This is a genomic window from Amycolatopsis sp. NPDC059027 (assembly GCF_042739735.1).
Taxonomy (GTDB): Bacteria; Actinomycetota; Actinomycetes; order Mycobacteriales; family Pseudonocardiaceae; genus Amycolatopsis.
In genome coordinates, this window is sequence record NZ_JBHYIK010000005.1 from 110302 (window position 1) to 129000 (window position 18699).

An 18699-nucleotide genomic window follows, 5' to 3' on the forward strand; every position below is an offset into this window, starting at 1 on the left:
CCTCAGCTCAGAGCGAGGCAGCGGTCCCACGACCGCTGCTCGCCGGGTTGGTCCGTCACCGACAGCAGCGCGCACGCCACTCCGGCGGCGCCTTCGAGCACTCCGGCGACGTCGAGTGCCTTGAACTCCGTGGGACCCGGCGCGGTGCGCGGGTAGCGCATCAGGTGCCGGAACACGAAGGGCGCGTCCGGATCGGCGTGGTCGAGTACCTTGCGGGCCAGGCGATCCCGGCCGTCGAGCAACTCGGCGTCGTCCTCGGCCGAGCCGACGCGGTGCAGGACCTGGAGCAGGCCGGCGTAGCCGTGGCAGATCGTCGGCCCGCTGATCGCCCACCGGTTTTCGTCACGGCTCAGCGCGTCCCGCAGCGCCTGGACTGCCGCCGTCCGCCAGGAGAGGACGTCCAGTGTGGCTCCCGCGTGGTGCAGCGCCGAGGCCACGCCCGGTGCGCCGTAACACCATGCCGTCCTGGTGAAAAGGCCGTCCGGGCGCGTTTCGGCGATCTCTTCGGCGAAGCTCACCCGGCACGGCCAGTATGTGCCGTGCTCGTCGGTGCGGATCCAGCCCATGAGCCACTCCGCGATCCGCCTGATCGCGTCGCGGAGACCCGGGACGTCGTGACCGCGGCGCAGTGCGAGCGACAACACCATGAGCGGCCCCGGAATCCCGTGTGCCAGGCCGAGGTTGAAGTCTCCGCGCGGGTAGTCGGCCCGGTCGCGATCGCTGACCTGCAGTTGCGGCGGGACCCACCAGCCAGGCACACGGTGCCCGTCGGCCTCGATCGGCCGGGTCACCGTGACGAGATGGCGCAGGGTCCCGTCGAGCGCGCGTTCGACGTCGGGGCCCGTTTCTGCGGGGTCTTCGACGGCGTCCAGCAGCAGGCGTGCCGTGCCGGACAGGCCGTTGATGACGTCGTAGGTCTCCCACGAGACTCCGGAATCGCCGTGCGCGCGGCACGCTTCGAGCCGGGTCAGCTGATCCGCCGCCACCCACGCGGCGAGGTTGCGGCGCAGGCCGGGGTACTGGCCGCCGCAGGTCTGAGTGGCCGCGAGCAGCGCGGCCGGTCCGGCGTGCAGGCCGCGGCTCGGCTGAGTAGTCATCGCCTCGCCCGCGGCTTGGATGTGCCGGTGGGCGATGGCGAGCCAGCGCTGATCGGACCGCGCGAGTTCGGCGTAGAGCAGCGCGACGCCGGGAAGGCCGTTGGACAGCGTCAGCGGTCCCCACATCAGCGCGTCGTAGATCGGATCCCAGTTGTCCGGATGGCTCGCGACCTCCGCGACGGCCACCGGATCCGCGAGGCGATCCGCGACCAGGCCGACGATCTCGGTAGATTTGTCCACTATGGACACAGTGCTGATCATCCGACGTGCCTCCTGCGGTTGAGATTGTCCTGCACCGCACCCCTGGCGATAGCGACCACGGCGACCTCGCGGTCGGTGTCGCCGCCGAAGAGCCGGTTGCAGGTCATGTGCATCAGACTGCCGATCAGTCGTCCGTGTGGTGTCCGTGATCCCTCCACTTCGGACCGAAGGCGGCGCACCGCGTCGTCTCGTGTGGACAGTGTGTCGAGCGCGGCTTTACCGAAGGGATCGTCGGCGAGCTGCGACCAACCGCCGTGGGGATCGATGATGCGACGCCATCGCGCGGCGTCCTTGCGGTACAGCTCGGGGAGCGCGCGGCGGACACCGGTCATCGACAACCACGCGGCCGCCGCGTCGTCACCGCAGTCGGCAGGAGCTCGCGGGGTTCCCGGTGCGGGCACGCCGAACGCGTCGGCGAGACTCGCCACCGAGACGGCGGTGAGTGCGTCGAGCGAGTACGGGCAATCGGGGTGCTCGGTGAGTTCGAGCAGCCGGATCGCGGCCTGACTGTCCGCTTCGAACACTCGCTCGGCGGCCGCCAGCGCCGCCACGCCGCCGTACCGTTCGGCCTCGGGGTCGTACTGATCGACGCGGTGGGTCCTGATCAGTCCGTGCCGTTGCCATTCGGTCAGCGTGCCACCGACCGCGCGGGCGACATCGCCCCACAATGCGCTTGGCTCGCCGTGGAAGCGCACGCGCAGGTGATGCCCCTCCGGATCGGTGTAGCGGATGAAGAACCACCGGTCGGCGCCGTGTCCGCGAGCCTGCTCGACGAGCGCGGGAAGCTGGGTGCGCAGAAGGTCGTCCTGGCCGCGTGAGGGGCCGTAAAGCTTGAGGTAGAGCCAATCCCCGCCGAGACCGGAGTCCCCGCGGGCCGGATCGGCGTAGGCGACGTGCCGCCGCCGCGTCGATGTTGTGTCCCTTCTGGACAGTGGGACGACGAGTTCGGTGATGTGGCCGCCGATCCCGTCCGCGCCGGCGCCGGGGACCTCCTGTGCGACCAGTGTCGCGTCCTTGCGGATTTCGTCGCGGAGGAGTTCGAGATGCCACGGGTCGGTGAGGTCGAGCAGCAGCCGCTGGTCGTTGCTGACCACGAGGACCTGCTCCGGCACGTCCCATTTCCGGCGCCAGTCCGCCACCGCGGCGGGGAAGTCGTCGGCGTCGCGCAGCGAGTCGAGCCGCCAGACGGCGGGGGCGAGCACGAACCGGCCGCGGCGGATCCGCGGCACATATGGCGCGTCCGCGAGCGGGCCCCAGTTCCACGGCTCCCACAGTCGCTGTCCTTCGAGGCCGATTTCCCACAGCAGCCTCGCCGCGTTGGGCGCCTGCGCGGTCGGGCTGACCATGTTGCCGAGCGACGGGACGATCTCGCGGCCGGTCGGCAGGTGCACCGCGCACAGCCGGTCGAGGGTCGCGCCGATGCCGACGTCGGACAGGCGGATTTCGTCGGCACCGGGTGCGTCGGGCAGGCCGACGCTGATCCGCCTGCCGCTGTGCGGGACCGTGTGCGCGAGGTTCGCGGCCTTGCCCGAGCGCGGCAGGAAGGCGAGGTCCGCGCGGATCGCGTCCTCGACGTGGCAGGGCAGCCGGGTGATCTCCTCGCCGAGCGCGTCACCGGGCAGCAGGTCGGCGAACCGGGCGAAGGTGGCACCCGCCTGATGGGAGCCGGGGCTCGGCGAAAGCACGATCCGGAAATCGCCGGAGGACAAGGCATCCGGCGAGGCCGCCACGAGGTGGACCGTGACCTCGCACGAGTTCGGCGCCGTCGTGGGATCCGTTTCGGTGGTGAACGCGGCCACCAGCTCGTCGGTCAGCTCGACCTCGCGCTGTCCACTTCGGACGGCTTCGGCGACGAGCCGGTGGATCAGCCTGACACGCTCGGAGTCCGAAGTGGATGGTGAAACCTCGGCGGCGGTTTCGGCCGCGGGCCAGCCGTATCCGGCGGGTGCGCCGAGGCCGCGTGCCTCGTCCAGCAGTTCGAGTATCGGGACGACGCGGTCGGCGCCGTAACGTTCGAGGAACCGCGCGTGGTAGCCGCGCAGGGCGAGCAGACCGAGTTTGTCCCGCGACATCCGCCACATCAGCTCGACGGCCTGTTCGACTTCGGCACGCACTTCGTACGGCAGGCGGGTTTCGACGTCGAGAACGGTGTCGACGTGCAGCGGAGTCGCGTAGTCGTTGAGGTTGTGGGCGATGTCGATCGTCTTGGCCAGTTCGTCGCGGCCTTCGCCGACCGGCAGCGCGTCGTATCGCGCGCGGCCCTTGTCGATCTCGCGCAACGCCGCCAGGGCGTCCATGCTCTTGGCGCTGAGCGATGTGGTTTCGAGGATCTCGATGACGTGGCGCAGTGGATCGCCGCCGTCCAGCGGCGGGCGGAGACCGGTGATCAGGAGTTCCTCGCCGACCAGGACGCCGAGCATTCCGGCGGCTCGATCGGCTGGTACGCCGAAGCGGGCGCCGACGCGCTCGGCGAGCGTGTCGAAGAGGACCGTCTCCGCCGCCTCGTCGAGCACCGCCGTGACGACCGGCGAATTCCGCACGGACACCGTCGCCCGCGCCGTGCCGCCGGGTGGGGCACCCAGCGAAGAAGGACAGTCCAGCACGACGCGGTCACCGCGCGTGGTCAGCGCCGGGTGGGCGCGGACGGGCAGCGACCGCAGCAGTTCGCCGTCGGCTTCGAGTTCGTGGAGCACGCCGAGCAGCCACTGCATGTCGACGTGCGTGCGGGTGCGGTGCGCCTCGCTCCGGCGCGTCTTCGCGGACGTGTCGAACCGTCCACATGCGACACCGGAGAACACGCCGAACGGGGTCGGGCGGGTGCGCATGCGGATGTCGTACCGCAGCACGGCGAGCGCGGCCCGGCGGAGCTGCGAGGCCTTGAGCCCCCTGACGCGGCCGGCGGCGACGCGGTCGAGCAGACGGCTGAGACTGGGCGTCGCGAGTGCGATCGCCTCGCTCAGCAGGGGATCGGCCGCCGCGGCACGCAGCAGCGCGAGCTGGTCGCAACCCGAGGGCAGTGCGGCGCGGCCCGCGGCGAGCGGCGCGCGCACCAGGAAGACGTCCCAGGCGCGGAAGAGTGAGTCCGGCATCAGCGTGCACCCCCAGATGGATGTCCTCGGTGGACGGCGCCCGGCCGGGACGGCGAACCGCCCCGGCCGGGACCGGTGTCAGCAGCAGTGGCTGCAGCCGCTGCCGCCGCCATCGCTGGTGCAGCCCGGCGTGCAGTACGAGTAGCTCGTCACCGCCGGACCGGCCGAGACGTTGCCGACGCCGACCCGCAGGTCCAGGTCGAACAGGTCGACCGTCTCCGGAGTCTCGGTCTTGTGCTCCACAAGCGAGCTCATGGTTCCTCCTCCATCGCGTGAACCGCCCCCAACGGACGGCGATACCCACGACCCGGACCGCCTGTTCGACAGCCCCGGCCGCGGTTCGAGACAAGCAGGCGGGATCGGGCGCTACAACGCTTCGGGCGCGATCTGGCAGAGACGTCAGTGCCGGACTGCCAACCCGGGGATCCTGGTGGGCGCGGCGTCGGCGCGGCACGAACGGACCAGCCGCGACGGCTCGATTTGAACCGTTCCGGGGCCACCCGCTACACAAGGGTGTGTGGACTCCGACGAGGCGCTCCTGGCCGCGGTGGCCGGTGGCGAGCAGGACGCCCTGCGCGCGCTCTACGACCGGCACGCCACCGCCATGCTGCGGCTGGTGCGCCGGATGACGTCGCAGGCCGGGGTCGCGGAGGAGATCCTGCAGGAGGCCTGGCTCGCCATCTGGCGCTCGGCGGGCAGTTTCCGCGGTGACTCCTCGGCGCGCGGCTGGCTGTTCGGCGTGGCCAAGCGGCAGGCGCACAACCACCTGCGCAAGGCAGTGCTGCCGGTCGTCGAGCTGGAGGAGGCGGGCGCCGTGCCCGATCCGGCGGGCGACGTCGAGACGGCGGTGTTCGCCAGGGCGGCGCGCGCGGAGCTGGCGGCGGGCATCCGGGACCTGCCGGAGCACCTGCGGGAGGTGCTGCTGCTCGTGCTCGTCGACGACATGGCCTACCCGGACGTGGCGGCGGTGCTGGACATCCCCGTCGGCACGGTGAAGAGCCGGATGTCCCACGCCCGCAAGCGGCTCGCCGCGGCGCTGGCGACGGCCACGGCGAACCCGGTGGCAGGGAGGCAGGAATGAGCGACCGCATGAGCACGCATCTGACGGACGATCAGCTGGTCGCGGCCGTCGCTCGCCCGGCGACGGGTCACCTCGCGGACTGTGCGGACTGCCGGGCCCGGCTGGCCGGATGGCAGAACATGGCAGGCGCGGCCCGCGCGGTCTCGCACGAGCTGACCGGTGAGTTCAGCACACCCACCTTCGACAGTCTGCTCGGGCCGGTGCTGCCCCAGCCGGAGCCCGCGCCACCGGTCGAGGTGGTCAGCCCCGGGCTGCGCACGTCCTGGCGGCTGGTCGCGATGCTCACCCTCGCCCAGCTGCGGCTGCTTCCCCGTTCGCTCGCCCCGCTCACCCTCCTCGGCTTCGCGGGCAGCGTGCTGCTGGCCGTGCTCACGGCGCGGACGGGGCTGTCGACCGTGTTCTTCGGGCTGGCCGTGACGCTGGTGATCCAGCTCGGCACGCTGACGGCCTGCTCCGCGCGCAGCGATCCGCGGATCGAGCTGATGGCGACCATGCCGGTGACCCCGGCCATGGTGTTCGCGAACCGGATCTTCGTCGTGCTCGCGCTGGACACGCTGCTCGCGCTCGCGGCGTCCGCGGCGGCGTCGGCGCTCGGGGCCCCGGCGGGGGTGCCGGACCTGATCGCGGGCTGGCTCGGCCAGGCGATGTTCGCCTCCGCCGTCGGCGTGGTGTGCGCGGTGTGGCGGTCGACGGCGACCGGCGCGGTGGCCGGGTTCGTCGTCTGGCTCCTCGGCCTCATGGGGACGGTCTTGGGCAGCGGGTTCGCGCACCGGCTGGGGTCGGTCATCGCGCCGCTGTGGTCCACCGCGCCGACGACGCTGCTGGTCGCGCTGCTCCTGCTGCTGGCCGCCGTGCCCGGCATGGGCAGGCCCCGCTACGGCGTGCCGACGGCGTGAACCGATCCGCGCCCGCCGGCTACGTACCTGTCGTGAATGGACTTTGGCTGCACGAGGTCCGCCGTGGCGGACGTCTCGTGCTGGCGTTGCCACTGGCGGCGGCGGTCGTGCTGGGCGGGCTCGTGCCGTCGCTGGGCGCGGGCATCGTCACCAGGACGCTGGTGGCGGACGCGCTGCCGGTCGTGGCGGGGCTCGCGGCGGCGTCGGTGCTGACCGGGGAACGGCTGGTCGAGCTGCACCTGACGCTGCCGGCGCCGTATCCGGCGACGGTCGCGCGCAGGCTCGCCTGGCTCGCGGTGTCGGCACTGGCCGGTGCGGTCGTGCTGGTGGCCGTGCCCGCGGCGGCCGGGGTGCTTTCCGGCGCCGCCGGGGCGCTGGCCGGGGTTGTCGCGTTCACCGCGGCGCTCCTCGGCGTGGCGGCGTACGCCGCGGCGAGGGTGCGGTCGGCGGCCGGGGCGTCGGCGGTGGTGTTCGCCGCCTGGCTGGCCAAGGTGCTGGTCTTCGACCAGGCGATCCGTTCGGTCCCGGTGCAGGTGGTGCTGTTGCTCGCGGCCGGTGTGGTGCTGCTGCGCCTGGCCGCGCGGCGGCTCGGTGATATCGAGGCCCTGTTGCGAGCTACGGAGGAGGCATGAGCGGAGTGCTTTCCCCGGCGTTGAGCGGTACGGTCCGCTACGAGGCGACGCTCGCGCTGCGCCGCCGCGCCGCCTGGTTGTCGCTGGTTCCCTTGTGCCTGCTGGCTTTGCTGCTCGGTCTCGGCTCGCAGGGACTGACGTCGTACACCGACCCGATGGCCCGCATGGGTGCGACGGCGATGATGGTCAACGCGCTCGGCTCGATCGGGGTCGCCATCGCGCTGGCCGATCGGCTGGCCGCGCAACGGCGTCCCGGGCTGCGAGAGCTGCTCGGCGCGACCCCGGCGGGGCCGGTCGGGCGAGCGGCGGGCGTTCTGCTCGGGCCGTGGCTGGTCGCGCTGGTGCCCGTCGCGCTCGTGCTGCTCGCGCTCGGCGCCATCGTGTCGGCCTCCGCCGGGTCCGCGCGGCCGCTGCTGGGCGCGCTGATCGGGCTCGTCACCATCGTGCTGCCCGGATCGCTGCTGCTCACCACGATCGCCACCCTGCTCGGGCTGATCCTGCCCGTCGCCGCGGCACGGATACTGGTCATCCCGCTCTGGTACTGGGCGACGGCGCTGAGCCCGCTCATCCCGGTCCCGACCATCACCGGCACGCTGCTGTCGCCGCTCGGCTCGTACCAGTCGGCGGTGTGGCTGGGGACGCTGCCGCCGCCGGACGAGGGTGGCTGGCTGCATCCGGCCGCGAGCCCGGGCGTCGCCGTGCTCGCCATCGGCGTCACGCTGGCGATGGCGTCGCTGTTCTTCCTGCTCTCCCGCCCGATCCTGACGGTGCGCCGATGAGCATTGGTAACCCGCGCACCAGGACGGAGACCACCCGGTGAACATCACGATCGAGAACCTGACGAAGGTCTACCGCGGTTCGACCGCGGCGCTCGACGGCGTCGGCCTGACCATCGGCGAGGGCATGACCGGCCTGCTCGGCACCAACGGCGCGGGCAAGACGACGCTCATGCGCATCCTCACCGGCACCATCCGGCCGACGTCGGGCAGCGTCGTCGTCGGCGGGCACGATCTGGCCACGAGCGCCGGGCGGACGGCGGTGAAACGCCTGCTGGGCTACCTGCCGCAGGAACTCTCGCTCTACCCGGATCTGAACGGCCGGGAGTTCCTCGACTACGTCGCGCTGCTCAAGGGCATCGACGACAAGCGGGCGAGGCGCGCGCAGATCGACAGCCTGCTCGCCAGGGTCGGTCTGGAAAGCGTTGCCACACAACGGATCAGCCGGTACTCCGGCGGGATGAAGCGGCGGCTCGGGATCGCGCAGGTACTGCTGGGCGATCCCCGGCTGGTCATCGTCGACGAGCCGACGGCCGGGCTGGACCCCGAGGAGCGGATGCGCTTCCGCGCGCTGCTGGCGGGGCTGGGCGGGCACCGGATCGTCATCCTGAGCACGCACATCCTCGACGACGTCGCGCAGAGCTGCGCGCAGGTCGCCGTGCTCGCCACCGGCCGGGTGGCCTACCACGGCACGACGAGCGGCCTGGTCGGCGCGGCCGAGGGGCAGACCCATCTCGTCCGCGCGGCGGCCCAGCCTGCCGGCGACTTCACCGTGGTGAACGCGACGAACACCGCCGAGGGCACCGAATACCGCGTCGTCGGCCCGGTCCCGCCGCCCGGTGCGCGCCCGGTCGCGCCGACGCTGGACGACGGCTACGTCGCGCTGCTGCGCTCGGCGCGGCAGGCGGCGGCGCCGTGACCGATCAGTCCTTTTCGGACAGAAGCGGCTCGAAGCGGCGGTAGGCGTCGATGTCGGTGAAGTGGCGGGCGTAGAGGTCGCCACCGCGGCCGAGGTCGTCGTCCAGCGCGGGCGCGACGTCGACGATGTGCTTGAGCGACAGCGTGATCAGCTCGCCGCGTTCGTTGTGGTGGCTGCCCGATTCCCGCTCGGCGCGCTGTCGCGCCGTTTCGCGTGCTTCTTCCTCGTCACGCGCGAAGACGAGGACGAAGTCTTCGCGATACAGCGTCCGGTAATCGGGCGAGTCGCTGGTCGATTCGTAGAGCACGACGGCGACAAAGGGCTTTTCGATGGCCATGCTTCCTCTCTACCACAATGGCCGGGGCTCCCACCCGGGGAACCCCGGCCACGGGTGCTACTTGTCGAAACGCTTGTCGTTGAGCAACTTCCACGCCTTCACGTCGTCCCGGTCGCCCGCCTGCTTGCCCGCGTAGATCTGGCCGAGGCTGCGGGAAAGGCGGTCGCTCGGGAACTCGCGCCGGATCGAGCCCTTCTTGCAGCGGGAAATGAACTTCGCCGCGATCTCCGCGTGGTTGTTTCCCGCAACGCAGTCGAGCTGCTCGCCGAACGGGGCCGCGACGGCGGCAGGCTCGGCTGCCAGCGCGGACGCGGCGGGCACGACCGTGAAGAACGTGGCGAACACCAGTGCGATCGGTGCGAGGAACCGGACGAACTTCTGCATTTTTCCTCCCCAGGGTAGGGACTTCCGATAACGAGTGCCTGCGGCACGGAAAAGGTGTATCGCGTTCCGCGCGGCGCAGTGGCCGGTTATCGCGAGTTTGGCAGTCCTGTCAGTCATCGGCCCGGGAATACGCGACCCTTGTTCACGTTCGGTCATGACGCTATTCCGCCGGGGTGAGATCGGCGGTCACACATTCGTAGGACGGTTGCACGCAGTGATGCCGCCAGGTAGAGTAATCCGCGCAGTCGGCAGCCAAGCTTTGGGGGAAGTGGCATTGACGACCATGCTCGCGAACAGGCAGGAATGTCGGTACGCACTCGCGCACTGGGGGTTGAGAAACCTTCTTGCCGATAACGCGCACTGGACCGGACCGCACGGAATCGACATCGGTTTCCTGGCGCCGGATCGGCTGATCGCCGAGGGCAGAGACGACGTCCCGATGATCGTGCCCGCGGTGAACGAGGCGCAGGCGCAGTTCCTGGCGCAGCTGCGTGATCGCCTGTGCCTGGCGCCGATCCTCGCGATCGTCGACGATCTGAGCGGGCATCAGACCTACCGGGCGATGATGGGCGGCGCCACCGCGGTGCTCAACCTCGAACTTCCCGTGGGCAAACAGGAATCGGTGCTGCAGGCGTTGTTCGAGAGCTACCCGGGGGCCGAGGGCGCCCGGCTCCGCCCGGTGCCACGGGCGGGCGAGCGATGTCGGCTGGGCCGGCACGACCGGCAGCCGCCGGCGGGCGAGGCCAGGACGGACCACTCCGAGCTGCTCGTGAGGCTGCTCTGCGGTTCGAACACCATCGCGGCCATCGCCCGCCGGTTCTACTGTTCCGAACGCTCCATGTACCGCCGGGTGCGGCGGCTCTACGACACCCTCGGCGTCGCCAGCCGGTCCGAACTGCGGACCCTCATGGCCCGGCCGTCCTGAATCCCGAGCGTCCCCAGCACGCGGCTTTCCGGCCGGAGCGCCCAGGAAACCAGCGCGCAGACCGCGAACAGCCCTGGCCAGAAGAGATGGCTCGCGCTGGAGCCGGCCGCCGCGTGGGACGCGACGGCGCCGGTCAGCTCGAAGAAAGTCCCGGCGTAGGCCCATTCCTTGAGCCGGGGGAATCGCGGCACCGCGATCGCCACGGCACCCAGGATCTTCCAGATCCCGAGGATCGTCAGGACGTAGGGCGGGTAGCCGATCTTCACCATGCCTGCGAGGGTGCCCGGCCAGCGCATGAGATCGGCCAGGCCGCCGGACACCCAGGTGAACACGATGACGGCGGTCGTCAGCCAGTAGAGGATCCGCGTCGCCTTGACCATGTCACGGCTCCTGGATGAGGCCGATGGCGTTGCCGTCGGCGTCGGTCACCGACGCCACGAGCTTGCCGCCGCCGACGTCCTTGACGTCCTGCTGGGGCTGGGCACCGCCGTCGAGCAGCTCCTGGAGGCTGCTCTTGAGGTCGTCGACCCGGTAGTAGCCGACCGGCATCGTCATACCCTGCGCGTGTCCGTGGGGATTGAGCCCGATGTGCAGGCCCCCGGCGGTGAAGCTGACGTAATAGGGCTCGTCCATTTCGGGCGGAGCGCCGAGCAGCCCGCTGAACCGCTCTTTGGCTTTCGCGAGGTCCTTGACGGGGTAGATGATCGTCGTGATGCCTTCGGGCATGGCGTACTCCTCGAACGGTTTGTCACATCGGCGCGATTTCGCCGGTCAGTGGTATGACAGCCCGCGACGAAGGAATGTGACCATGACCGACCACGACCGGCTGACCTCGCGATTCGAGGAGCACCGCCCGCAGCTGAAGGCGGTGGCCTACCGGATGCTGGGTTCGGTGGCCGAGGCCGAGGACGCCGTCCAGGAGGCCTGGCTGAAGCTCGATCGGGCCGACACCAGCGAGGTGGCGAACCTCGGCGGCTGGCTGACGACCGTCATCGGGCGCATCTGCCTGAACATGCTCCAGGCGCGCAAGTCGCGGCGGGAGGAGCCCACCGGAGTACGGCCGGACGAGGCTGTCGCGAGTCCCGCGGACGGCGACGATCCCGAGCAGGAGGCCGTGCTGGCCGACTCGGTCGGGCTCGCGCTGCTGGTCGTCCTCGACACGCTGGCGCCGCCGGAGCGGCTCGCGTTCGTGTTGCACGACCTGTTCGGCGTGCCCTTCGACGAGATCGCCGCCATGGTGGACCGCTCGCCCGCCGCGGCCCGGCAGCTCGCCAGCCGCGCGCGGCGCCGGGTGCGGGGTGCGGACAGCGCCGCCCCCGATCCGGCCCGGCAACGTGAGATCGTCGTCGCCTTTCTCGCCGCTTCGCGGGGTGGCGACTTCCAGACCCTGCTTTCCTTGCTGGCACCGGACGCCGTGCTCCACGCCGACGCCGCCGCGGTCGAGATGGGGGTGCCTCGCGAAACGGGCGCTGCCGCCGTGGCGAAGACCTTCGCAGGACGCGCTCACGCGGCGAAGCTCGCCTTCATCGACGGCGCCGCCGGAGCGGTGTGGTCAGCGGGCGGGCGGCCGCGCGTCGTGTTCGCCTTCACGATCGAGGACGACCGGATCGTCGCGATCGACATGCTCGCCGATCCCGCGCGGCTCAGCGAGTTCGACCTGGTGATCGCCGAATCTCGACGACGGCGTTGACATTCCGCGGTGATCGGCTCATGCTCCCTGACGGTCACTCGAACGAACGGGGGCACTGGCGCATGTCCGGACTTCGTCAGCTCGAAAAGCCCCCGAGACGCCGGGTACGCGGGTCCCGCCGGTGGGCGCTGGTCGCCGCGGTGTCGGTGCTCACCGCCGGGTTGACCGGCGTCGCCCGCGCCGACGACGCCGTCGTCAACGGGTGTGTGACGAGTGTGCCCGATCCGGGCACCACCGCTCCGGTTTCGATCTGTTACACGGTTTTCCGGCCGCCAGGCGCCTCGGCGGACAAGCCGGTGCCGCTGATCTTCGACAGCCACGGCTGGGGCGGCAGCCGCGCCACGGCGGCGTCCGCCTTCGCGGACTTCCTCGGCGCGGGGTTCGGGGTGCTGAGCTTCGACCAGCGGGGCTTCGGGCAGAGCGGCGGGCAGGCGCAGCTCGAGAACCCGGACTACGAGGGCCAGGACGTGCAGCGCCTCGTCGACCTCGTCGCGGGCCTGGACTGGGTGGCGAAGCAGGCGCCCGGCGACCCGGTGCTCGGCGCGATGGGCGGTTCGTACGGCGGTGGCTACCAGTTCGTCGGGGCGTTCAGCGAACTCCGTGATCGGGGTAGGACGCGCTTCGACGCGCTCGCCCCGCAGATCACCTGGTACGATCTCGCCGGAAGCCTTGCCCCGCAAGGGGTTCCGCGCAGCGAATGGCCGCTGCTGCTCTACCTGGCCGGGATCCCGTCCAACGCGAATCCGCCGGTCGTGACCACCGGCCTGCTCGAGTCGCTGGCGACCGGGAACTTCCCGGATTCGCTCGCCGCGTTCATGGCGCACAATGGTCCACAGTGGAATGTCGGTCAGGGCCGCCGTCTCGACATTCCCGTCCTTTTCGGACAGGGCATCACCGACAACCTGTTCCCGCTCGAACAGGGTCTGAAGAACTTCCAGAACGCGTTGACTCCACAGGCACGCTCGCACAGCATCTTCGTCGGCTACAACGGCGGTCACACGCTGCCGAGCGTTTTCCCGCCCGGCGCGCCGGGGGCTGTCGACGTCTTCTCCTCGGCCCAGGCCACAGGCGATCCTTGTTCGGCGCAGCTCGGTGGTAGCGACTTCCGCGCGCTGTCCCTGCGGTTCTTCACTGAACAGCTGCTGGGCAAGCCGACCGGGCTCGGCGGGCAGGGGACCTACCACCTGGCGACGCTCGGCGGGCGCTGTCAGACCGTCGAGTCCACGGCAGCCAATACCGCGATTCCGGTCGGCACCCTCAGCAGCCCGGTCGGCCTTGGCCTGCCACAGTCCATTCCGCTCGCGCGGGGCCCGGTGACGATCGCGGGAACGCCGACGCTGGACGCCGGCGTCACTTCGACCTCGCCGGACGGCCGGTTGTTCATGGCGTTGTCGGTCGGCACCAGTGCACTGGACGCGAAGATCGTGCAGAACAACATGCTTCCGCTGCGCCAGCTCGGCGGCACGGAACAGCGGTCCGGCGTCGAGCTGCCGTCGGTCGCGGTGGACGTCCCGGCGGGGCAGTCGCTTTTCCTCACCGTGTCACCGATTTCCGATCTGTCGTTCGCGCACGGTAGCCGGATTCCCGGAATCATGACGCTCCAGAACACCGTCGTACGGCTGCCCGTGGTGCGCTGAACCGCGGGCAGCCGGTTATTCGCTGATCGTGAACACGCGTCATTTCCGCGCCGCTTTCCGTTAGCTTCGAACGAGTAACGGATCGCGAGTGGTGGAGGCGTCGATGGGCACGGTCGAGGTTCCGCACGCGCGGCGGTTTGTGCCGTCGTACGTGGAGAACACGAGTTACGGCGTGAAGGAGAGCAACCCGTACAACCGGTTGTACGAGGACAGGATCATCTTCCTCGGCACCCCGATCGACGACGCGTCCGCCAGTGACGTCATGGCGCAATTGCTCCAGCTGGAGGGCGACGATCCCGACAGCGATATCGAAATCTACCTCAATTCCCCCGGCGGTTCGCTCACCGCGATGATGGCCATTTACGACACGATGCGGTACGTCCGTTCCCGTATTCGCACGGTCTGCCTCGGCCAGGCGGTTTCGGCCGCGGCGCTGATTCTCGCCGCGGGTTCGCCGGGAATGCGGCTTTGCCTGCCCAACGCACGCGTGCTGATCCAGCAGCCGGCGATCGAGAGCGTGTACGGGCACACGTCGGATCTGCTCATCCAGGCCGCCGAACTGCAGCGGATGCGGAGCCTGATGGAGTCCGCTTTCGCCGAGCACACCGGGAAAACGGCGGATCAGGTGCACGAGGACATCGAGCGCGCCGCCATCTTCACCGCCGACGAAGCCCTGCGGTACGGGCTCGTCGACGAGGTCGTGCCCTCCCGGAAGTTCACGGTCGCGTGAGATGATCCTCGAACCAGCGCGAGATCTCCTCGTCGACCACCTTGGTCACGGGCGACTGGGGAGCTGGCTCCAGCCCCGGCTCGTCGGCAAGAGGGTGGGCGAGGCCGGGCACGGTCGTCAGCCGGATGTCCTCGGGCCGCGTGTACCGCTCGCGCAGGGCATCGACCAGCTCGACGGCGTCCTTCCGCAACGACGGGTGGTCCTCCTCGCCGCTGACCAGCAGCAGTGGGACCTGCGGCGTGCGGGCCGCGAGCTCGTCGGCGAGCGCGACGAAGTCCAGCCGATCGGCGGCGGCGTGTGCTTCCGGCGTCCATGTGTACGGCCCGGTCATCGGTTCGACCAGGCCCACCACCGAGCGTGCGCGGACGCCCGGGTTGACCAGCGCCGCGGCCCGGACCGGGAACCGGTTTTCGACCAGGTGCCGCAGGACGACGGCACCACCGAGCGAACCGCCGGCGAGCCCGATCGGGCCGTCGTCGAGCGGGAACCGTTCGCGTAGTTCGGTCAGCGCGGCCGGGAACTCATCGGTGGCCTGGCGCACGAACGCGTCCACAAAGGACAGCATCGCGTCCTCCCTGATGACCGCCGCGGCAGCGGCCGAACCGCCCTCGGGCATTCGCGCCCCGGACAGCGGCATGCCGAGGTGGATCCGCCATGCGGGCACCGTGTGCATCGGCAGCGCGGCGGCGAAGGCGGCGTTCGTGCGGGGCGCGTCGAGCATGTGCCAGGTGATCACGAGCGGGGCCGGGCTCGCGGCGTCGCCCGCCGGTGGCAGTGCGGTGAAGGGCACTCCCGCGGCGGTGCCGGTGATCGGTTCGCTGCGCTCGCTCATGGCGTTCCCCCTTGTGTCGTCCGGATTCTGTCACCCTAGACCGGGGGTGACACGAGAAACCCCTTGTCCGCCAAGGGCGAAACCCGCCTTGCTCAGCCGATCGTGAAGCCCGTGTCGCGAACGCGCCGTAGGGGACGTTGAGCGTCGCGAACGGCGCGTTCGCGACATGCGTCAACCGGCCGTCCCGAGGCTTGACAGTGCTAGTCATTTCAGTCAATACTGAAATGACTAGCACTTGAGAGGTGAGGCTCATGATCGTTCGGCCGGAAGAGGTCCGGTTCCCCAGTCTCGGCACGTGCTGCGCCGGTGACCTGTACCTGCCCGAGGAGACGCCGGCGCCGGCGTTGGTGCTCGGCCACAGTGGCGTCATGGTGAAGGAGGCGCTGAGTGTCTTCGCGTCGTACTTCGTGCGCGCGGGGTTCGTGGTGCTGGCCATCGACTACCGCACGGTCGGGGCCAGCGAGGGGGAACCTCGGGGGCTTGACCACCCGGAGCGGCAGGCCGAGGACTTCCGTAGCGCGATCTCGTACCTGCGGACGCGGTCCGAGGTGGAGCCCGAGCGGATCGGTCTGTGGGGCGTCAGCGTCGGCGGTTCCGTCGCGGTGCAGGCCGCGGCGCTCGACCGGCGGGCGAAGTGCGTCGTCGTGCAGAGCCCGAGTGTCTGGGACGGCTGGCGGTACCTGGAACGGCTGCTCGGCAGCGAGGGACTGCGTGCGCTGCGTGATCGGCTCGACGAGGACTGGGAACGCCGGTACCGCACGGGCGAAAGCGCCCGCGTCCCGCACCTGACGCTGGACCACGAGAACGTCAAGCACGGGCCGGAGCTGTCCGCCCAGTTGTTTCCCAGCTACCGCAACGAAAAGACACTCGACTCCACCGAGCACCTGCTGACCTTCGCGCCGGAGAACCTGATCCACCGGCTCGCGCCGACGCCGCTGCTGATGATCGCGAACGGCGGGCACGACCCGTACCACCTGCTCGACGAGGCGCAGAGCGCGTTCGCCAAGGCAGGCGAGCCGAAGCGGCTCGAAGTCCTGCCGTATGACGTCCTCGGGCTGTACACCGGCCCCGGCCTGGAAGAGGCGATGGGGCTGGCCGTCGACTGGTTCGACCGCTACCTGCGCCGGACCCGCCTGGCCACCGCCACACCGGCGCCGACACGCGAGACGGTGGCCGCTGTGAAACAGTGATCGGCTGAGGACACGGGCGAGGAGTGGGCGACATGGTTGACGAGGACCGCATCACGCGATGGGTGGAGCGGGTGGCCACCTTCTGCGTCGACGAGTGGGGGTTGCCGCCCATCACCGGGCGGATCCTCGGCTGGCTGATGATCAGCGACCCGCCCGAGCAGTCCGCCGGCGAGATCGCCGACGTCATCTCGGCGAGCCGCGCCTCGCTCACCTCCAACATGCGCTTCCTGACCGTGATCGGGCTGGTCCGCAAGGTCCGCCGCCCCGGCGACCGCACCGCGTACTACCGCATCGAGGACGACGCGTGGCAGAAGGTCGTCCAGCGCAAGCTCGACAGCCTCGGCGCCTTCGGCGAGATTGCCGACGAAGGGCTCTCCATCGCCGGGACGGACAAGTCCCGCACTCAACGTATCCGGGCCGCCCAGGAATCCTTGACCTGGCTGCGGGACATCGCGGCCCGGAATCCCCTGAAACCCTAGGAAATCCCATGAGTGTCCGGCTCGATCTCGGACCGATTCAGGAAACACTGCTGCTCACGCTGCACGCCCGCGCGCTGGACAGCCGGGCGCCCGCCCCGATCCTCGGTGATGTCCGTTCCGCCGAGATCGAGGAGCGGATCGACTACGACTTCGCCAAACTCAAGGTGAAGGCGAGCCTGATCACCGGCACCGCCCTGCGGGCCAGGAAACTCGACGACGCCGTCCGCCGCTTCGTCGGCGCCCATCCGGACGCAGTCGTGCTCGACCTCGGCTGTGGGCTCGACACCCGGGTCTTCCGCTGCGATCCGCCCGGCGGCGTCGACTGGTACGACGTCGACTTCCCGGAGGTGGTGGCGTTCCGGCCACGGTTCCTCCCGGACCGGTCGCGGCTGATCGGCGCCGATCTGAGCACGCCGGGCTGGGCGGCAGCACTGCCGGGTAACCGGCCCGCGATGATCGTCGCGGAAGGTCTGCTGCCGTTCATGCCGGGGGATTCGTTCCCGCGGATGATCCGCGAACTCACCGGTCACTTTCCGAGCGGGGAGCTGGTACTCAATGGCTACACGCGATTCGCGGCATGGGCGATGAAGTATCACCCGTCGATCAAGGCGCTGGACATCAAGGCGGCGCAAGGCTTCGACGATGCCCGGGAGCCGGAGGGCTGGGGTGCCGGGCTCACACTGGCCGAGGAGCAGGTGCTGACCCGCGTCCCAGAGGTGGCCGCGTTTCCCCAGCCGTTGCGTGCGTTCACCCGGCTGATGGCGCACAGCACCGCGATTTCGCGGCAGGGCGGGCGAGTACTGCGGTACCGCTTCTAGGGTTTCCGGCCCATCAGCCGGAGCAGCCGCTCTTGCTGCGACGCGCTCGGTGTTTCGTCGGGGGCGGCGAAGAAGCGATGTGTGGTCGTGCTCGCCGTCGGGCTTTCGTCCAGTCCTTTGTAGATGGTCTCCAGATTGTCGCCGATCCAGGCGATCAGCTCGGCGTCGAGCTTCTCGTCCGCGCCGATGGCCCGCGCGAGGTCCCAGGTGTGGATGACGCTGTCCGTCGTCCGCACGGCGAGCGCCTGCCGTCCGGGCACTTTCCCCAGCGGGTAGTCGAGAAGCCGGTCGAGCACCCCGGGCCGGGCGAACGCCTCGGCACACTGTTCGACGGACCGGACGTACGCGCCGGCCGGGTCGTCGCCGAGCGCGTCGGCGTCCCGGAGCCGGACGAAGTCCGCGCTGTCGCCACCCTCGGCGAGGCGGATGTAGTTGAGGTTGCCGCGCGTCATGTGGTTGACCAGCGCGCGGACGTTCCACGCTGTGCACGGCGTCGGCCATGTCCATTGGTCCTGCCGGGCTTCCCGCAGGCGTCGTTCGAAGTCCTTGCCGGACAGGAGAAACCGGTCGAGGATCGGGTCCATGGGGGACAGTGTCGCCGATGCGGGCCGATTCGACCGGCGGTTTTCGGACGTTACTGTGGCGGCTTGTCCGCCGGAAATCGGAGGGTTGTTCCGTAGCGGTCGGCCAATGCCTGCCAGTGGCGTTGCGCGGCGGTTTCGTCGTAGGCCGGATTGTCCGGAACGGCGAATCCGTGTTCGGCGGGGTTCCCGCCGTGGAAGGACGCCGCGGCCGCCACCCTGCGGGGTGTGCAGGGTGGCGGCGCGGTCGCCGTCTTCGGTGCGGATGGTGACATCCGTGCGGGGAATACGGCCAAGTTGTCGCCGACAGCCTTGGCGCACAGCGGATATCGCTGACGTCGGAAC

22 protein-coding genes are annotated in these 18699 nt (G+C 70.3%); 12 read left to right on the top strand and 10 right to left on the bottom strand.

Annotated elements, in window-relative coordinates:
* Positions 1 to 2: 2 nt before the first annotated feature.
* From ACFWY9_RS05275 to ACFWY9_RS05285, 3 genes are all read right to left on the bottom strand, one after another.
* The gene (locus ACFWY9_RS05275; RefSeq protein ID WP_378325080.1) at positions 3 to 1358 is read right to left on the bottom strand and encodes a lanthionine synthetase C family protein; all 1356 of its coding nucleotides are present in this window, start codon (positions 1356 to 1358) and stop codon (positions 3 to 5) included.
* Positions 1355 to 4447, bottom strand: coding sequence for a lantibiotic dehydratase (locus ACFWY9_RS05280; protein ID WP_378338215.1), 3093 nt, complete (start codon positions 4445 to 4447; stop codon positions 1355 to 1357). The genes ACFWY9_RS05275 and ACFWY9_RS05280 overlap by 4 nt, the downstream gene beginning before the upstream one ends.
* A gap of 78 nt (positions 4448 to 4525) precedes the next feature.
* On the bottom strand, positions 4526 to 4702 hold the full coding sequence (locus ACFWY9_RS05285; RefSeq protein WP_378325083.1) for a gallidermin/nisin family lantibiotic: 177 nt from the start codon (positions 4700 to 4702) through the stop codon (positions 4526 to 4528).
* 262 nt (positions 4703 to 4964) lie between these two features.
* Here ACFWY9_RS05285 and ACFWY9_RS05290 point away from each other — a divergent pair, with 262 nt between their 5' ends.
* The 5 genes from ACFWY9_RS05290 to ACFWY9_RS05310 are packed head-to-tail and all read left to right on the top strand — an operon-like array spanning position 4965 to position 8751.
* Entirely contained in the window at positions 4965 to 5528 is a 564-nt protein-coding gene (locus ACFWY9_RS05290; RefSeq protein WP_378325085.1) for an RNA polymerase sigma factor, read from the top strand.
* Positions 5525 to 6424: a hypothetical protein gene (locus ACFWY9_RS05295; protein WP_378338216.1), complete on the top strand. Its 900-nt coding sequence runs from the start codon at positions 5525 to 5527 to the stop codon at positions 6422 to 6424. The genes ACFWY9_RS05290 and ACFWY9_RS05295 overlap by 4 nt, the downstream gene beginning before the upstream one ends.
* Positions 6425 to 6456: 32 nt before the next feature.
* The gene (locus tag ACFWY9_RS05300; protein WP_378338217.1) at positions 6457 to 7056 is read left to right on the top strand and encodes a hypothetical protein; all 600 of its coding nucleotides are present in this window, start codon (positions 6457 to 6459) and stop codon (positions 7054 to 7056) included.
* A complete protein-coding gene (locus tag ACFWY9_RS05305) occupies positions 7053 to 7835 on the top strand; it encodes a hypothetical protein (RefSeq protein WP_378325090.1) in 783 nt (260 codons plus the stop codon). The genes ACFWY9_RS05300 and ACFWY9_RS05305 overlap by 4 nt, the downstream gene beginning before the upstream one ends.
* A 37-nt stretch (positions 7836 to 7872) precedes the next feature.
* Complete coding sequence (locus ACFWY9_RS05310) at positions 7873 to 8751, top strand: ABC transporter ATP-binding protein (RefSeq protein ID WP_378338218.1); 879 nt, start codon at positions 7873 to 7875, stop codon at positions 8749 to 8751.
* Between the two features lie 4 nt (positions 8752 to 8755).
* On the opposite strand, the gene ACFWY9_RS05315 is transcribed toward ACFWY9_RS05310, so the two are convergent.
* The gene (locus tag ACFWY9_RS05315; RefSeq protein WP_378325092.1) at positions 8756 to 9088 is read right to left on the bottom strand and encodes a DUF4288 domain-containing protein; all 333 of its coding nucleotides are present in this window, start codon (positions 9086 to 9088) and stop codon (positions 8756 to 8758) included.
* 57 nt (positions 9089 to 9145) lie between these two features.
* Entirely contained in the window at positions 9146 to 9472 is a 327-nt protein-coding gene (locus tag ACFWY9_RS05320; RefSeq protein WP_378338219.1) for a hypothetical protein, read from the bottom strand.
* A gap of 268 nt (positions 9473 to 9740) precedes the next feature.
* On the opposite strand from ACFWY9_RS05320, the gene ACFWY9_RS05325 reads away from it, so the two are divergent.
* Positions 9741 to 10397 (top strand): hypothetical protein, encoded by a 657-nt coding sequence (locus ACFWY9_RS05325; protein ID WP_378338220.1) that lies wholly within the window; start codon positions 9741 to 9743, stop codon positions 10395 to 10397.
* Here the strand turns inward: ACFWY9_RS05325 and ACFWY9_RS05330 are convergent.
* The gene (locus ACFWY9_RS05330; protein WP_378338221.1) at positions 10334 to 10777 is read right to left on the bottom strand and encodes a DoxX family protein; all 444 of its coding nucleotides are present in this window, start codon (positions 10775 to 10777) and stop codon (positions 10334 to 10336) included. The two genes, ACFWY9_RS05325 and ACFWY9_RS05330, sit on opposite strands and share 64 nt — an antisense overlap.
* Position 10778: 1 nt before the next feature.
* On the bottom strand, positions 10779 to 11123 hold the full coding sequence (locus tag ACFWY9_RS05335) for a VOC family protein (RefSeq protein WP_378325096.1): 345 nt from the start codon (positions 11121 to 11123) through the stop codon (positions 10779 to 10781).
* Between the two features lie 82 nt (positions 11124 to 11205).
* Between ACFWY9_RS05335 and ACFWY9_RS05340 the strand changes: the two genes are divergently transcribed.
* The 3 genes from ACFWY9_RS05340 (at position 11206) to ACFWY9_RS05350 (ending at position 14454) form a co-directional block, all read left to right on the top strand.
* The gene (locus ACFWY9_RS05340) at positions 11206 to 12087 is read left to right on the top strand and encodes a sigma-70 family RNA polymerase sigma factor (protein ID WP_378325097.1); all 882 of its coding nucleotides are present in this window, start codon (positions 11206 to 11208) and stop codon (positions 12085 to 12087) included.
* A gap of 62 nt (positions 12088 to 12149) precedes the next feature.
* A complete protein-coding gene (locus ACFWY9_RS05345; RefSeq protein ID WP_378338222.1) occupies positions 12150 to 13724 on the top strand; it encodes a CocE/NonD family hydrolase in 1575 nt (524 codons plus the stop codon).
* Between the two features lie 103 nt (positions 13725 to 13827).
* A complete protein-coding gene (locus tag ACFWY9_RS05350) occupies positions 13828 to 14454 on the top strand; it encodes an ATP-dependent Clp protease proteolytic subunit (RefSeq protein ID WP_378325099.1) in 627 nt (208 codons plus the stop codon).
* On the opposite strand, the gene ACFWY9_RS05355 is transcribed toward ACFWY9_RS05350, so the two are convergent.
* Entirely contained in the window at positions 14441 to 15286 is an 846-nt protein-coding gene (locus ACFWY9_RS05355; RefSeq protein WP_378338223.1) for a prolyl oligopeptidase family serine peptidase, read from the bottom strand. The genes ACFWY9_RS05350 and ACFWY9_RS05355 overlap by 14 nt on opposite strands.
* 251 nt (positions 15287 to 15537) lie before the next feature.
* Here ACFWY9_RS05355 and ACFWY9_RS05360 point away from each other — a divergent pair, with 251 nt between their 5' ends.
* Genes ACFWY9_RS05360 through ACFWY9_RS05370 form a run of 3 tightly spaced genes read left to right on the top strand, consistent with a single transcriptional unit; the run spans position 15538 to position 17773 of the window.
* Entirely contained in the window at positions 15538 to 16476 is a 939-nt protein-coding gene (locus ACFWY9_RS05360) for an alpha/beta hydrolase (protein ID WP_378338224.1), read from the top strand.
* Positions 16477 to 16508: 32 nt separating this feature from the next.
* Positions 16509 to 16955, top strand: coding sequence for a GbsR/MarR family transcriptional regulator (locus ACFWY9_RS05365; RefSeq protein WP_378325104.1), 447 nt, complete (start codon positions 16509 to 16511; stop codon positions 16953 to 16955).
* 8 nt (positions 16956 to 16963) lie between these two features.
* Positions 16964 to 17773, top strand: a complete 810-nt coding sequence (locus tag ACFWY9_RS05370; protein WP_378338225.1) for a class I SAM-dependent methyltransferase — start codon at positions 16964 to 16966, stop codon at positions 17771 to 17773.
* Here the strand turns inward: ACFWY9_RS05370 and ACFWY9_RS05375 are convergent.
* A complete protein-coding gene (locus ACFWY9_RS05375) occupies positions 17770 to 18357 on the bottom strand; it encodes a TIGR03086 family metal-binding protein (protein WP_378338226.1) in 588 nt (195 codons plus the stop codon). The two genes, ACFWY9_RS05370 and ACFWY9_RS05375, sit on opposite strands and share 4 nt — an antisense overlap.
* Positions 18358 to 18407: 50 nt before the next feature.
* Positions 18408 to 18629, bottom strand: a complete 222-nt coding sequence (locus ACFWY9_RS05380) for a hypothetical protein (protein WP_378338227.1) — start codon at positions 18627 to 18629, stop codon at positions 18408 to 18410.
* Positions 18630 to 18699: the final 70 nt, after the last annotated feature.